This is a genomic window from Clostridium sp. AF20-7, from assembly GCF_003479275.1.
GTDB lineage: Bacteria > Bacillota > Clostridia > Lachnospirales > Lachnospiraceae > Otoolea > Otoolea fessa.
On the sequence record NZ_QUGF01000010.1, the window covers coordinates 37,220 to 52,859 of the forward strand.

At 48.6% G+C, this 15,640-nt stretch carries 12 protein-coding genes; all 12 read left to right on the plus strand.

The features are described 5' to 3' along the window. Positions 1-201: 201 nt before the first annotated feature. Positions 202-1,389, plus strand: a complete 1,188-nt coding sequence (locus DWX68_RS11475) for an amidohydrolase family protein (RefSeq protein ID WP_118629562.1) — start codon at positions 202-204, stop codon at positions 1,387-1,389. Between the two features lie 39 nt (positions 1,390-1,428). After that, on the plus strand, positions 1,429-2,838 hold the full coding sequence (locus DWX68_RS11480) for a sodium:solute symporter family protein (protein WP_182432185.1): 1,410 nt from the start codon (positions 1,429-1,431) through the stop codon (positions 2,836-2,838). Between the two features lie 484 nt (positions 2,839-3,322). Continuing rightward, complete coding sequence (locus DWX68_RS14735) at positions 3,323-3,484, plus strand: hypothetical protein (RefSeq protein ID WP_182432186.1); 162 nt, start codon at positions 3,323-3,325, stop codon at positions 3,482-3,484. Positions 3,485-3,894: 410 nt separating this feature from the next. Further along, positions 3,895-5,064, plus strand: coding sequence for an alanine dehydrogenase (locus tag DWX68_RS11485; RefSeq protein WP_107001824.1), 1,170 nt, complete (start codon positions 3,895-3,897; stop codon positions 5,062-5,064). Between the two features lie 152 nt (positions 5,065-5,216). After that, on the plus strand, positions 5,217-6,584 hold the full coding sequence (locus DWX68_RS11490; protein WP_022358860.1) for a sodium/glutamate symporter: 1,368 nt from the start codon (positions 5,217-5,219) through the stop codon (positions 6,582-6,584). Between the two features lie 149 nt (positions 6,585-6,733). Next, a complete protein-coding gene (locus DWX68_RS11495; RefSeq protein ID WP_118293786.1) occupies positions 6,734-8,188 on the plus strand; it encodes a sigma 54-interacting transcriptional regulator in 1,455 nt (484 codons plus the stop codon). A 110-nt stretch (positions 8,189-8,298) separates the two neighbouring features. Beyond that, positions 8,299-9,171: a YitT family protein gene (locus DWX68_RS11500; RefSeq protein WP_107001826.1), complete on the plus strand. Its 873-nt coding sequence runs from the start codon at positions 8,299-8,301 to the stop codon at positions 9,169-9,171. Between the two features lie 87 nt (positions 9,172-9,258). Continuing rightward, positions 9,259-9,996 (plus strand): N-acetylmuramoyl-L-alanine amidase, encoded by a 738-nt coding sequence (locus tag DWX68_RS11505; RefSeq protein ID WP_333489847.1) that lies wholly within the window; start codon positions 9,259-9,261, stop codon positions 9,994-9,996. A 204-nt stretch (positions 9,997-10,200) separates the two neighbouring features. Beyond that, on the plus strand, positions 10,201-11,253 hold the full coding sequence (locus tag DWX68_RS11510; protein WP_181357271.1) for an L-threonylcarbamoyladenylate synthase: 1,053 nt from the start codon (positions 10,201-10,203) through the stop codon (positions 11,251-11,253). Between the two features lie 4 nt (positions 11,254-11,257). Further along, the gene (locus DWX68_RS11515) at positions 11,258-13,063 is read left to right on the plus strand and encodes a B12-binding domain-containing radical SAM protein (RefSeq protein ID WP_118629566.1); all 1,806 of its coding nucleotides are present in this window, start codon (positions 11,258-11,260) and stop codon (positions 13,061-13,063) included. 188 nt (positions 13,064-13,251) lie between these two features. Beyond that, entirely contained in the window at positions 13,252-13,977 is a 726-nt protein-coding gene (locus DWX68_RS11520) for a 3'-5' exonuclease (RefSeq protein WP_118570144.1), read from the plus strand. Positions 13,978-14,125: 148 nt separating this feature from the next. Continuing rightward, the gene (locus DWX68_RS11525; protein WP_243027733.1) at positions 14,126-15,622 is read left to right on the plus strand and encodes a VanW family protein; all 1,497 of its coding nucleotides are present in this window, start codon (positions 14,126-14,128) and stop codon (positions 15,620-15,622) included. Positions 15,623-15,640 lie beyond the last annotated feature (18 nt).

Here is a 15,640-nt window from a genome sequence, read left to right on the forward strand (position 1 = left end):
GGACTCCTTTCTACTTGTGCATTCTGCACAAGATGTTTTTTTGATATTGTATCAGATATACGAAGTAATCAGTTTATATTTTTTTTATAATCTGTTCATCAAAATAATTATTCTTAATCCTCATTTTATTACATTATTTTGATTTTAGCTACGGATATTTATATTCAACATTGATTGAAAAATCAGGAAGGAGTTGGAAGTATGAAAGAATTCTATTTGGTTAATGGTAAAATTCTGGATGTAAGAACAGGAAAATTTATCAAGGCAGATTTAAAAATTACTGGTAAGCAAATTGCATCAGTTCAGGAAAAGGCGCCGACTGAAGCAAAGAAGGTGGACTGCAGTGGAAAATATCTGATTCCAGGTATTATGGATGCTCATGTGCATCTTGTATGGGAAGGAACAGCCAAGGACCCCATGTATGAGACTGTACGGGACGGAAACTATTTAAATTTTGCCAAAGGTGTTTCTTCGGCGGAAAAATCCTTAAAGAACGGGGTAACGACTGTACGCGATTTGGGCTGTAATGATGATTGCTCGATTCCTCTGGCAAGAGCTGTGAATATTGGACTGATTAAAGGAAGTCATATTGTTCCGGCGGGAAGTGCAATTCAAGGTTCCTATGGACATTGTCCGATGATTGGCTATATTGCGAATACAAAGGAGCAGTTGATTGATAAAATTAAACGTTTGAAAGGTTATAATATCGAGATGAGCATTCCACCACTTCATTGGATTAAGATCATGGCGAGTGGAGGCGCAGCTGGATTGGAAGATGTAGGTCCATGTATGTATTCACCGGATGAGTTGAAGGCGATTACATATGAAGCACACCGTCTAAATATGAAGGTCGCAGCACATGCGCTTTCACGAGATGCTATTTCAAAATGTATTGATGCCGGAATTGATACAATTGAGCACGGAGGTGCATTAGATGAAGAACTTCTTCATAAGATGAAAGAAAATGGGCAGGTGTGGGTTCCGACTCTGCAGGTATATAAAGAACTGGCTCGAGGAAAAGGAATGATCGCAGATGTTATCGTAGAGAAGGCATCAGCTGTTGAGGAAAATCAAAAAAAGGCTTTTTCAGCAGCCATGAAAATCGGTACGAAGATTGTTGCGGGAAGTGATGCAGGTTCTCCGAATTTCGGCCCGCACCCATCCATATTTAAAGAATTAGTTGCAATGCAGGAAAATGGAATGTCAGCTGCTCAGGTGATTCGCTGTGCAACTTTGGCTGCTGCGGAGGAACTTGGGGTGAAAGACAGAGGTGTTTTAGAAGAAGGAAAAATTGCAGACATTGTAGTTCTGGATGCCAATCCATTGGTAGATTTACATGCGTTTACAGAACATTTATCGGCGGTATATAAAGAAGGTCTTTTAGTATAGAATATGGAAAATGATATTGACATTAAAGGAGGATACATTATGCATGAATTAATTGCTCAGCCTAAAATGCTTCTGGTTGTTATTGTTTATTTACTTGCTCTGGTTGGAACGGGAGTTTATTTCGCAAAGAAAGCAGCTGTAAAAAAAGAAGGAAAAGAAGATTTTTTCTTAGCAGGAAGAGGCCTTGGAAAGATTGTAGCAGTTGGTACGATTTTGGCTACATATACAGGTGGTGGTACAGTAACCGGTGGTGGAAATAGCCTAGCTTTTAATTATGGATTGTGGAGTGGTTTGTTTTTTACGATTTGTCCGGTTATCAGTATGAGTGTTTTATGTTATCTGACCCCTAAAATCCGGGAAAGCAACTGCTACACGGTATCACAGCTTCTTGAAACGAAATATGGTTCTAAAGCTAGAACAATATCAGCGGTTATCATAGCACTTGCGATGGTTTCTATCGTTTCTTATCAGTATCGAGGTCTTGGATTTATTTTAAATGCTACAACTGGTATTCCAACTACTTATTGTACAATAATCTGTTGTGCACTTGTTATTGTACTAGCCCTTTCTGGTGGATTGAAGACAGTTGCTACGACAGATGCAATGTCCGCATTTTTGATGGTAGGTGGCCTTGCAATTGGCTTGCCTGTTTTAATTAGTACAGTAGGTGGCTGGGATTGGGTTATTTCTTCTGCACAGGCCAACGATCCGGAAAGCCTTACGTTCTTCGGCGGTCAGACGCTTCTTAAATGGGTTGGCGGATATCTTCCGCTGATTCTTCTGACTTGTTCCGATCAGAACTATTATCAGAGAATTGTTGCAGCGAAGGATGTAAAAACAGCTCGTGTTGGTCTGATGGGCACTATGCTTGCTTGTTTTGTTATCATGCCGGTTGTTGCATGCTATGCATTCATTTCCCGTCAGTATTTTGGAACCAGTATTGCAGCAGGACAGGCATTGATCGGTGCAGCAACGCTTCTTCCTACGATTATAGGTGGTATTGTACTTTCTGCAGCAGCAGCATTTACTATTACCACAGGTGATTCATACCTATTGTCTGCAGCAGCTAACTTCTGTATTGATTTATATAGCAAAATCAATCCGAATGCAACTGAAAAAGAAGAACTTAAAGTCAGCCGTGCGTTTATTTTGATTGCGGGTATTGTCGCTTATGTTATTCTGACTTTCTTCCCATCGATTCTGGCAATTCAGTACTGGTCCTATACAATATATGGAGCGGGAATTACACCAGCAGTTGTTGGAGCGCTTATATGGAAAAAAGCTACAAAAGCTGGAGGTATTTCATCCATGATTGTTGGATGTGGATTAAGTATTATCTGGGAGGCAACCGGTTCTCCATTTGGATTACAGACAATTTTTGTCGCATTCCCGATTGCATTGATTATATTAATTGCGGTATCCTTAGCTACACAGCCAAAAAGTGAATGAAGTTAATGGGGTCAGACCCCATTAAGCGTTCAAGATTTCTTGGGAGAAATACTTCAAAGACAACATCAAGGTATAAGAAAAGCAGGTGAGGGGATCTTAAATGGTTTGCTCATCTGCTTCCTTTTTTGCGGATGCAATGACCGAATCCGGCAAATCCATCTTTTGAACGGATGGACAATTTAGAACCATATACCTTGCATCATGGGTTCGGATATGTTACATTTATCATATCAAGCATATATTTTTCTTTGTAAACATTTCAAGTATATCTTACATTCCAATCTAATTATGAATCTGAGAAAATCATATGCTTATCCAATTAAGAAACAATTGAAAAGCAGGAGATTTTCGATGGATTTTGCTCTGACTGTGAGGTGACGGGAGTGTTACAAAGCAGAAGAAATTCTCCTGACAGAAAGGAGGATTTATAAAAAAAGGAACTTACGCAAGAGCAAGGCGGGATCACAAGGACACGTTATTTCGGATGATATTCAGTACGAGGGAAAGTCTGCGGAGTTTGTACAATGCAGTGAACCATTCGAATTATGCAGATCCGGCGGAACTGGAGCGCGTGGCGGTTCATCTGCGCGAGGGAAAGACGCTGACGGAGTCGCGAAAGCTGGCAGCGGCGGAAGTTGGGCAGTAGGACTCAAACTGGGTGAAAAAAATAAAAAGTTTATCAGCGAAAGCGCAGAAACCAAAATGAGCACCCTGGAAATGAAAGACTCAAAAATCGGCATATGACTTAAAAATAAAATTTGAATGACCCATTTATGAGCACATAAAAGCTCATAAATGGGTCATTTTTTTACATTATGAAAAAATGAGACAAGAACGAGTCATTCCTGGAAGGTTATCAAAAAAATAAATAAAAATTTTAATTCGACAAAAACCTTGTATTTACAAGGAAAACCTCGAATTTTTTGGAAAATAAAAAAGAAAAATATTAAATAAAATCGAAAAACGTAAAAGTTGGCACGGAACTTGCTGTATATATGAGTATCAAGCAAAAGTATCAAGCAAAAAGAAAAATATATTACATGGAGGGAACACATTATGAAAGTTGGCGTATTGAAGGACATCAAAGTAGGCGAGTACCGTGTCATCGCAACCCCGGCAGAGGTAAGCATGCTGGTAGGTGACGGCAATGAGGTTTACGTTCAGAAGGGCGCGGGCGAAGGTTCTGGATTCCCGGATGAGGCATATGTGAAAGAGGGCGCGAAGCTGGTTGATACAAAGGAAGAAATTTATGCAACCTGCGATTTCGTCGCAAAGGTAAAAGAGTTTGAACCGTGCGAGTACAAGCTGCTCCGTGAAAACCAGATCGTATTTACCTGCATCCATCCGGCAGCACATCCGGAGGAGGTACAGGCACTTCTCGACAGCAAGTGTATTGCATTTACCGCAGAAGATTCCCACCGTTACGGTTCACCGAACTGCGAGGCAGCTGGTAAGGCGGGCGCACTTTTTGGTCTGGAATCCCTGCTCTCCATCAACGGCGGCAAGGGCAAATTCGTCAACGGTCTCGGCGGTGCTCCGGGCGTTAAGGCGCTGGTCATTGGAGGCGGCGTGGTAGGACGCGCAGCAATCTCTGTTCTTCATGCGCTGGGCGCGTGGGTAACGGTTATGGATATTAATATCGGAACCCTGCGTGATATCGGAAAACAGTTCAATGAGGAAGTCAATACCCAGATTTCCAACCGTTATAATCTGAAAAAGATTTTACCGGAGATCGATGTCGTGTATAATTGTGTTAGATGGCCGAAGGATGCCAAAGAATACATGATCGACCGCGAGATGGTCCGCTCGATGGAGAAAGGTTCCGTTATCGTAGATATCAGCAACGATTATGGTGCAATCGAGACGTTCCATGAGACCACCCATGAAAATCCGCGCTACATCGAAGAGGGCGTCGTACATTATTGCGTAAGCAACATTCCGGGTGCAATTTCCCAGTCTACCTCGATCGCATACGCAGCATCCGTACTGCCGCACTTCAGAAGCATCATCAACAATGGCGTGGCGCAGGCATGTGCAAAGGATGGTTTCCTGCGCCGCAGCTTAACCACCTACAAGGGATACTTAACCCATGAGGAGACAAGTGCCATCCAGGGCAGACCGTGGGTTCGTCCGGAAGACATCTTAGAGATCGCAGATCAGAAACTGGATCTGGCTCCGTCGGCAACCAAGAGCCATTCGGATAACTTTATCAAATTAGAAAAGTGATTTTCAGATAAAGGATACCGGCAGAACGCTTTTCGTGAAACGTATGGGGATACGGATGAAAAGCGCTCTGCCATTTGAGGGGAGAATAGAAGCGCTTCCGGATGGGAAATAGCTGGAGGCGCATTTGATACAGAAGAATAGGAGGGGTATCTGTGAGTGTTACAGACATTTTAGTGGACTTTGCGATCGCATCGTTTTTTATCGCGGTTGGTCAGCTTTTACGTGCAAAAGTGCCGTTGGTACAGAAATTTTTCATTCCGCCAAGCATGATTGCCGGATTTATCGCGCTGGCACTCGGGGCGCAGGGACTGGGAATCCTGCCGTTTTCTGAAAATATTGGTTCTTATGCAAGTGTTCTGATTATCCTGATTTTCGCAGGTGTCGGAATTAATGGATTTTCTTTCAATAAGAAAGATTTTAAAGCGGAAATTGACCGGATTGGTTCTTATTTTTCCTATAAAGTGCTGGCACAGGCGATTCAGTTCTCACTGGCACCGTTGTTTAGTATTTTAGTAATTTCGAAATTATTCCCGAACATTAACTATGGCTTCGGTCTGCTGCTGGCAGCTGGTTTCTCCGGCGGACACGGAACGGCAGCGGCTGTTGGTACCGCGTTTGAGAGACTGGGTGATCTGGATGCAATGGATATCGCGATGACCTGTGCAACTGTTGGTATTTTATCGGGTATCTTTGGCGGTCTGTTCTTCATCAAGCTGGGAACGAAAAAGGGCTGGACCAAATATATGAAAGGCTTCAATCAGATCTCCGATGATCTGCGCTGTGGTCTGGTGCCCAAAAATGAGCGCAAGTCGATGGGCGAGGAAACTATTTCATCCAACGTCCTGGATCCGCTGGCATGGCATCTGGCAGTGATGCTGATCGCATCCGGTATCGGTGTGGGACTCAGTAAGGGAATCTATGCAGCGATCGGTCTGGATCTGCCGAATTACCTGATGGCATTTTTGACCGCGATCGTGATGTTCCTCGTTTTCCGAAAAGTCGGCGTCGGTGATTATATTGATGAAAATGTAGTGGGACGTATCTCCGGTACTGCGACGGATTATCTGGTGTTTTTCGGAATCGCTTCCATCAAACTGGCAGTTATCGTTAAATATGCAGCTCCGCTGGCACTTCTTCTGCTCTGCGGTATTGTAATCGTAGTGGCAACTCTGATGTTCTTTGGTCCGGCGATGAACCGCGGCAGCTGGTTTGAGCGCGCGATCTTCGTATTTGGCTATTCAACGGGCGTTTTTGCGATCGGCTTCATCCTTCTTCGAATCGTTGATCCGGAAAACCGCTCCAAGACGCTGAACGATACTGCATTTGCAGCGCCGTTTACAACTCCGGCAGAGATGTTTGCGTGGTCGATGGGACCGATGATGCTCTTAAATGGCAGCCATTGGAAGTTTATCGGCATCTATTTGGTAATCATGGCAGCATGCATCATCGCAAATATCGTATTTAAATGGTGGTGGCTGAAACTTCCGTTGGATCGCCCAGGTGTGGAGGAGATCGGATAAACTTGTCTTTGCCTGTTTCCTCTGATACACTTGGAACAGGTGTAAACATAACACCGTTGTCAGGCCGGATGAACGCAGATTCAAGTCGAACGTCCGTGAGACTTGGCGCGTGATTCCGGTCAGCGGTGTTTCAGACAGGGGAGAAATGCATGGAGTTTTTAAGACAGTTATTTCATGGAAAAGGATATATTGACGGAATCACGATCATCAACCTGGATGGCGAGATTCTGTTTTCAGCAAAGTTAAATAGTAAATTTTCAAACCGGAAAGAGAGAGAAGCTTACCAGGCGCTGGTGGGACAAAATTTTTTCGATGTATTTGAAAACCTGAACGCTAAGAACAGCAGCATGATCCGGGCGATGGAGGTCGGACTGCCGGTTTACGTGGAAAATCAACTGCTTCAGACCAAGGGGCAGGAGGGCATCCATATCAGCTCTCTTTCGATTCCGATCAAGAGCGGGCGCGCCGTGGTGGGCGCGATCGATCTGTCGATGGAGGAGATGACAGACGGCGAGGAAGAGCCGGAGAGTGTGGAACTGACTTCGGAACAGATCCCGGTCGGCGGCGCTGGAAAGCTGAAAAAACACAGCGGCGCATCTTTTACGATGGAAGATATCATCGCGGTGGATGAAAAAATGAAAAATGCCAGAGACTATATACCGGTGGTGGCGGCGTGCGATCTGCCGGTTATGATCTATGGGGAAACGGGAACCGGAAAAGAGGTGTTTGCACAGTCGATCCACAATGCCAGTGAACGGAGGGATAAACCGTTTATCGCGCAGAACTGTGCGGCGTTGCCGGATACCTTGCTCGAAAGTATCTTATTTGGAACGTCCAAGGGCGCGTTTACCGGGGCAATGGAAAATAAGGGACTCTTTGAGCTGGCGGACGGCGGAACACTGTTTCTCGACGAGATCAATTCGATGCCTCTGTTTTTGCAGTCAAAGCTTCTGCGGGTTCTGCAGGATGGCAGTTTCCGCAGCCTGGGCGGCAGTGAGACGAAACGCACGAATGTGAAGATCATTGCGGCGACCAATGTGGAACCGCTTGAGGCGATCGAGAAAGGACAGCTTCGGCGCGATATTTATTATCGTCTGAGCATGATGTCGATCCGGATTCCGCCGCTGCGGGAACGGAAGGCGGATATTGGACATTTTGTCAAGTTTTATGTAAACAAACACAATGGCACGTTCCACAAGCAGGTTCAGTATGTGTCAAAGGATCTGCTAAAAAAACTGGAAGAATATGACTGGCCGGGCAATGTCCGGGAGCTGGAACACGTGATCGTTTACGGCATGAGCATGGTGGACGAGACGAGCGCCCTGCTCCAGTATAAAGACATCAAGGGAAAGCTTCTGCTGGAAAAGCAGGCGGACAGGAAAAAGACGCCGGAAAGCCTGGAAGAAGTTCCAAAACTCTGCTCGTCGCTTCGTGAGGCGGTGGCTGCCTATGAGGAAAAACTGATTTGGCAGGCGTTGGAGGCGGCGCACGGAAATATATCTGAGGCAGCGCGGATTCTGGATGTGCCGAGGCAGACGCTGCAGAGAAAGGCGAGCCAGCTGCGGGGCGAAAAGGCGAAGGAAAAACAGGAAAAAGAAATCTGAGCGATGGAGGATAGATACGGAAAATTGAGGACGATGCGGGAAGCAGAACCAGCAGAATCAGCCCGGAAAGGATGGAACGCTCAGACAGAATAACAGGAGGAAATGCAGAAATGGAGAAATACATTGGAAAATATTCTGTAAAAGATTTTTTATATCTGATTCTGGGCGCATTTATCTACAGTATCGGCACGCACAGCTTTATTGAGACGGCGAATATTGCGCCGGGCGGTGCGGTCGGCGTGGCACTGATGTTAAACCATGTGACGAACCTGCCGGTCGGACGGCTGACACTGATGGTCAATGTGCCGCTTTTAATATTGGCGTGGTTTCATTTGAGCCGTGCCTTTGCGCTGCGGACGGCGTTTGCGTGCGGAATCTGTTCGGTGGTGCTTGACTACGTGATCGCCCCGGTCTTTCCGGTTTATATGGGCGACCAGCTTATGGGAAGTCTCTACGGCGGCATTCTGGTCGGCGTCGGCATGGCGTTCATCTTTCTGTCCGGTTCGACGACGGGCGGCAGCGATGTGGTCGGCTACCTGCTCCAGAAGAAATATCCGCATGTCTCGATCGGGCGCGCCCTGATGATGATCGATGGAATCATCCTCTCCACCTCGATCTTCGTCTTTGGAAATGTCGATGCGGCTCTGTTCGGACTGATTTCCCTGTACGCGCAGACGAAGGTCATCGACATGATCATCTACGGAAATGATGCCGGAAGCGAGGCGTCGATCGTGACGAAATACCCGCAGAAAATCGCAGAACGTGTCATTAAGGAAATTGACCGTACGGTAACGCTGCTTCCGGGCAAGGGCGGCTACAGCGGCGAGGACACGACGGTGGTTTTATGTACCGTCCGCAAAACGGAGTTCAATCGTTTAAAACGCATTATTGCGGAGACGGATGAGAATGCGTTTGTGATTGTGAAGGAAACCTCGGGCATTTTTGGACTTGGGTTTAAGGATGTAGCGGAGGCACAGCAGTAGGAGCCGGGATTGGAATTAGAAAATAGCGGGATATGCCGCGAACAAGGCGAATATAGATATTATAAGAATGCATCAGGAGCTGTGCACTTGAACGAATGGTTTGAAACACACCCGTTTCTAAAACAAATGCGAAGGCGGCTGTCAGTGGAATTGGCAGTCTGCCTTCTTTTATTTTGCGGCGTCTTTCTGGCGGCACGGTATGCGGGGCTGGCGTCAGCGGGGGCGGACGCCGTGCTTGGGAAGAAAAAGCCGGTGGTGTTCCTGGACGCCGGACATGGGGATTTTGATCCGGGAAAGGTGAGTGTGGACGGAAGCCTGGAAAAGGACATCAATCTGGCGATCGCGAAGCGCCTGAAATGGTATCTGGAGCAGTCGGATGTGGAGGTCGTGATGAGCCGGGAGGATGACCGGGGACTTTACGATACGTCAGCCGGAAGCCGGAAAATGTCCGACATGAAAAACCGCTGCGCCCGCGTCGAGGAATCCGGCGCGGATCTGGTCGTCAGCATCCACCAGAACAGCTACCACCAGGAGGATGTATCCGGTGCGCAGGTATTTTATTACCGGAAGTCAGAGAAGGGGAAACGGCTGGCGGAAATACTGCAGAAGCGCTTCGACTATGCACTGGGAGACCAGAACCGCAGAAAAGCCAAACCGAATGACAGCTATTATCTCCTGCTCCACGTCAAATGTCCGATTGTCATCGTCGAGTGCGGATTTTTGTCTAACTGGAAAGAGGCGGCACTGCTGAAAACAGAAGAATACCAGGACCGCGTGGCGTATACGCTGCATATGGGGATTATGGAGTATCTGAATGGGCGCTGAAACCTTGAACTGGCGAGGAATCTTGTGTATACTAGGAGTACTTAGCGAGGTATTTTCGAGCTTAGTACGAGTCATGCCGCGCATACTAGGAGTACTTAGCGAGGTATTTTCGAGCTTAGTACGGAAGATAGATTTATTCATTGTGAGATAGTAGAAAGAAGAGTCAATATGCAAAACGAAACGAAAAAAGAACTTCATACCCAGATGTGGAAGATAGAAAATCCAAAGGACTTTACGGCGCATGACCGGGAGGTGCTTGAGAAGGCGGCAGCGATCATCCGCGCGGGCGGTCTGGTGGCATTTCCGACGGAAACGGTGTACGGCCTGGGGGCGAATGCGCTGGATGAGGCGGCAGCGAAGAAGATTTATGCGGCGAAGGGACGCCCGTCTGACAACCCGCTGATCGCGCATGTGTCCTGTCTGGAGGAGATCGCGCCACTGGTATCGAATATGCCGGAAAATGGCAAAAAGCTTGCAAAGGCATACTGGCCGGGACCGATGACGATGGTATTTCCTAAGAGCGCGATCGTGCCGTATGGAACGACCGGCGGGCTTGACACGGTGGCAATCCGGATGCCGTCTGATCCGATCGCGGCAGAGTTAATCCGTCTGTCCGGCGTGCCGATCGCGGCTCCGAGTGCGAATACATCGGGACGCCCAAGCCCGACGCGCGCTGATCACGTGCTTCAGGATATGGACGGAAAGATCGATGCGATCATCGACGGCGGTCCGGTTGGAATTGGTCTGGAATCGACGATCGTGGATGTTACGGAGGAAATGCCGATGGTTTTAAGACCGGGTGCGATCACCGTGGAGATGCTGCGTGAAACGGTCGGGGAAGTCGGCATTGATCCGGCGATTTTAGGACCGGTCAGCGCGGATGTGCGCCCGAAAGCACCGGGAATGAAATACCGCCATTATGCACCGAAAGCCGATCTGACACTGGTCGAGGGCGAGACGGAGGCAGTTGTGGAGACGATCAACCGCCTGGCAGGCGAAAAGCTGGCAGAAGGGCGCAAGGTTGGAATTATCTGTACGGACGAGACGAAAGACCGTTACCCGGCGGGGATGCTGGAAAGCATCGGTGCGCGGGCGCGTCAGGAGACTGTTGCACACAACCTGTATGCAGTTCTGCGGGATTTCGACGATCGCGGCGCGGAATATATCTTTTCGGAAGGATTTTCGGAAGACAATTTAGGACGGGCGATTATGAACCGGCTCAATAAGGCGGCTGGCTATCATATTTTGAAGGTGTGAGACGATGCGGTACTTATTGGCGGCGATTAATGCCAAATATATACATTCAAATCTGGGAATTTACAGCCTGAGACGGTATGCGATGGAGCGGCTGGGGCTGGGACAGAAGGATGAGCAGGGTGCGGCTGTTGGAATGGAAATGGTTTCGGAGGCAGCAAAAGGCGCGAATCGAACGAAAACCGTGTCGGAAATCCAGATCGATCTCGGCGAGTACACCATCAACCACCAGATGGATCAGATTCTGCAGGATATTTACCGGAGAAAACCGGATGTGGTGGGATTTTCCTGTTATATCTGGAATATCGTTTACGTGAAGGAACTGATCCACGATTTGAAAAAGGTTCTTCCGCAGGTCCGCATCTGGATGGGAGGTCCGGAGGCTTCGTATGACGCGGTTCACCTGATGGATGAGCTGCCGGAGGTCGAGCTGATCATGCAGGGCGAAGGCGAGGAGACATTTACGCGGCTGGTGGAGGCGTGTGAGCGCGGGACGGAAGTTTGTTTTTCAGAGATCCCCGGCATTGTCCTACGCTGTTCGGACGACACCGTCGAGGTTCATCGCCCGGCGCCGCTCATGAATCTGGACGACATTCCATTTTCCTACGGAGATTTAAGCGGGCTGGAACACCGCATTATCTACTATGAGAGCAGCCGTGGATGTCCATTTTCCTGTAGTTACTGTCTGTCTTCGATTGACAAAAAAGTGCGGTTCCGCAGCCTTTCGCTGGTAACCAGGGAGCTGCAGTTTTTCCTTGACCGGAAGGTGCCGCAGGTAAAGTTCGTAGACCGGACGTTTAACTGCAAAAAGAGCCATTCGATGGCGATCTGGCAGTATTTGCTGGATCACGATAATGGAATTACCAACTTCCATTTTGAAATTTCATCGGACCTTCTGGATGATGACGAGCTGGCGCTGATGAAACAGATGCGTCCGGGGCTGATTCAGTTGGAAATCGGTGTGCAGACGACGAACCTGGTGGTTGTGAAGGAGATCCGGAGGACGATGGATCTGGACAAGGTGGCGCGCCGTGTGGCGCAGGTCAACACCTTTGGCAACATCCATCAGCATCTCGACCTGATTGCGGGGCTTCCGTATGAGGATATCGAGAGCTTTCATCGTTCCTTCAATGATGTATACAAAATGGAGCCGGAACAGCTTCAGCTTGGCTTTCTGAAGGTGCTGAAAGGTTCCTATATGGAAGAAATGAAGCAGAAATACGGTCTGCTCAGCCAGAGCAAGCCGCCGTATGAGGTGCTTAGAACCAACTGGCTTTCCTATGAAGAGGTGATCCGTCTCAAGGGTGTGGAAGAGATGGTCGAGGTCTATTACAACAGCGGGCAGTTCCGCCGCACGATGAAATGCCTGTCGCAGGAATGGGGCGATGCGTTTGATTTGTATGACCGCCTGGCGGCATTTTATGAGGAAGAGGGACTGAATGGAGTGAGCCATAACCGGCTGGCACGGTATGAGATTTTGTATCTGTTTATTCAGAAATGGGGGAACAAAGAAATTTCCTATCAGGATCTTCTCATTTATGACCTCTACCTCCGTGAAAACGTCAAGAGCCGTCCATCCTTTGCCCCGGATCCGTCGGAGTGGAAGAAGGAGACGAAACAGTTTTTCATGCGCGAGGCGAAGGAACGCCGTTATTTGAAGGGCTACGAGGCATACGATTCCAGGCAGATGGCGAAAATGGCGCATTTAGAGCGGATGGAAGACGGAAGCTTTGTGCTGTTTGATTACAAAAACCGGGATGCTCTGTTTGGCAATGCGGCGGCATTTTCCATTTCCCAGGATGAAATACAGTGAGAAATGGGATTTTCCCGAGAAAGACAGGAAAAAGAAATTGCGGATGGCGGCAGTCTCAACATCTGCGAACGAGAAGAAATGTAGGACAGCCATATTTTAAATTAGATGGATAGTAAACTGTTCAGTAGGTCTGTGCATTTACTGCGCGTGACTGTGAAGGTACTGAACAGTTACGATGGATAAATAAAATGGAAAAAACAAACAATTCTTATATAGCGATTGACCTGGAGACAACAGGGTTAAATCCCAAAACCGAGCGGATCATCGAGATTGGCGCGGCGCGGGTGGAAGATGGAATCGTGGTGCAGACGTATTCGACGTTTGTCAACCCGGAGCGGGAACTGGATGCGCGCATCCGGGAGCTGACGGGAATCTGTGATGATGATTTGAAGGATGCACCGGTGCTGGACGCGGTTTTGCCGGATCTTCTGGCATTCTGCGGGGAGCTGCCGCTTCTGGGGCATCATGTTATCTTTGATTTCAGCTTTCTCAAGCGGGCGGCGGTCAACCGGAAGTATACATTTGAGCACGCGGGGCTTGATACCTTGAAAATCTGCCGCCATTTCATGCCGGAGGAGGAAAAGAAGAATCTGGCAGCTGCGTGCCGGTATTTTGCGGTGGATCCGGGCGAGAGCCATCGGGCGCTTTCGGATGCGCTGGCGGCGCACCATCTGTATCAGGAGCTTAAAAACAGGTATTTTCTGGAAGTGCCGGAGGTGTTTGCACCGCAGCCTTTGATTTACAAGGTAAAACGCGAACAGCCCGCGTCAAAAAAGCAAAAAGAAGTCTTGCGGGAATTACTAAAATATCATAGAATAAATTTATCTGCGCAGATTGATTCGCTTTCGAAAAATGAGATTTCGAGACTTACGGATCAGATTATCGCGCAGCATGGCAGAATGCAGAAGAGGTGAGAGATATGTTTAAATTTTCAAATCAGAAAACACGCCAGATCGTATCAGCGGTTGTTATTATAATCGTAGTAGTAGCGATGGTAGCGGGAACCATTTTGGCAGGTCTTATGATGTAAAGGTTCGGTAGATGATGAAAAAAAGAAATTGGATGGCAGGCGTATGCGGTGCGGCAGTGATGGGACTGCTTATAGCCGGTACGGGCACCGCGTCAGCGGGGACGATTCCCACGGGCTTTCAGGTCGGTGGGTTTGATCTTTCCGGGATGACACGGGAAGAGGCGGATCAGACGATTGAGAAATCGATCGGGGAGATGGAAAATCAGACCATTTCGATCCGGGTAGAAGGTCATGAGGTTCAGACGACGGCGGCGGAGCTGGGATTTTCCTGGGTCAACCAGAACGAGATTGATGAGGAAGTGGAGAAACTTTCCGGCGGAAATCTTCTGCGCCGGTATCTGAATCAGAAGGAATTAGAGCAGTCCGGCGTGGATCTGCAGATTGAGACAGCGGTCGATGAAGCGAAGGTTGCCGAGTTTGTGCAGACCCGGTGCGCGGAATTTACGACAGCGCCGCAGGACGCTGTGATCACGCATGAAAATGGAGTCTTTCAGGTCAGCCAGTCTTCGGCGGGACAGGAAGTGGACATAGATGCGACGACAAAAGCACTGAATGAGGCGCTCGCGGGCGGTCTTTCGGAACCGGTTTCGGTGGATGCAACAGTCAAAAATGCAGAGCCGACCCGCACGACAGAGGCATTATCTACGATTCAGGATGCACTTGGAACATTCAGTACCGGATTCAACCCGGGAAATGTGTCGCGTTCCAAGAATCTGCGGAACGGTGCGGCGAAGATCAACGGCACGGTTCTGATGCCGGGAGAAGAATTTTCGGCTTATACATGGCTGACCCCATTTACGGTGGAAAATGGCTATGCATCGGCAGGTTCCTATGCGAACGGTCAGGTAGTCGATACGGTCGGCGGTGGCGCCTGCCAGATCTGCACGACGCTCTACAATGCAGCGCTTCTGGCGGAGATGGATATCACCCAGCGCCAGAATCATTCGATGATTGTTACTTACGTTCCGGCATCGCAGGATTCGGCGATCGCGGGTACTTATAAGGATCTGAAATTTAAAAATCCATACGATACCCCGATCTATATGGAAGGGGCAGTGAACGGCGGGACTATTTCATTTACGATATATGGAAAAGAGACACGGCCGGCAAACCGGACGATCAAATACGTTTCGGAGACACTGTCGAAGAAGGATCCGGGCGAGCCGATCACAAAGGTGGACGCATCTTTGAAGCCGGGTGCGAGGGTGAAGGAACAGTCGGCGCACTATGGGCTGCAGTCACGGCTCTGGAAATACGTCTACGTGGACGGCGTGGAGACGGAGAAAACCTTGCTGCAGACGGATACCTATATGGCATCGAAGGCAATCTACCGTGTAGGTCCGGCCGTTGCAGCTGCGGCACCGGCGGTTCCGGCTGGACCGCAGCCTGAGACACCGCAGCCTGAGACGCCACAGCCGGAAAATCCAGTTCCGGCACCGACGGAAGCACCGGCAGCACAGGAGCCGACCCCGGCACAGCCGCAGGGACCAGCCGGTCCGGCGCAGGAAGCAGCGCCGCCGATGGAGTGATAGCTTATATCGGAGCAT

Excerpts from the sequence above, each read along its gene's own strand:
- DWX68_RS11525 (WP_243027733.1), top strand. The coding sequence starts at position 14,126 with ATGGCAGGCGTATGCGGTGCGGCAGTGATGGGACTGCTTATAGCCGGT.
- DWX68_RS11520 (WP_118570144.1), top strand. The coding sequence starts at position 13,252 with ATGGAAAAAACAAACAATTCTTATATAGCGATTGACCTGGAGACAACA.
- DWX68_RS11475 (WP_118629562.1), top strand. The coding sequence starts at position 202 with ATGAAAGAATTCTATTTGGTTAATGGTAAAATTCTGGATGTAAGAACA.
- DWX68_RS11485 (WP_107001824.1), top strand. The coding sequence starts at position 3,895 with ATGAAAGTTGGCGTATTGAAGGACATCAAAGTAGGCGAGTACCGTGTC.
- DWX68_RS11500 (WP_107001826.1), top strand. The coding sequence starts at position 8,299 with ATGGAGAAATACATTGGAAAATATTCTGTAAAAGATTTTTTATATCTG.
- DWX68_RS11480 (WP_182432185.1), top strand. The coding sequence starts at position 1,429 with ATGCATGAATTAATTGCTCAGCCTAAAATGCTTCTGGTTGTTATTGTT.
- DWX68_RS11515 (WP_118629566.1), top strand. The coding sequence starts at position 11,258 with ATGCGGTACTTATTGGCGGCGATTAATGCCAAATATATACATTCAAAT.
- DWX68_RS14735 (WP_182432186.1), top strand. The coding sequence starts at position 3,323 with ATGATATTCAGTACGAGGGAAAGTCTGCGGAGTTTGTACAATGCAGTG.
- DWX68_RS11510 (WP_181357271.1), top strand. The coding sequence starts at position 10,201 with ATGTGGAAGATAGAAAATCCAAAGGACTTTACGGCGCATGACCGGGAG.
- DWX68_RS11495 (WP_118293786.1), top strand. The coding sequence starts at position 6,734 with ATGGAGTTTTTAAGACAGTTATTTCATGGAAAAGGATATATTGACGGA.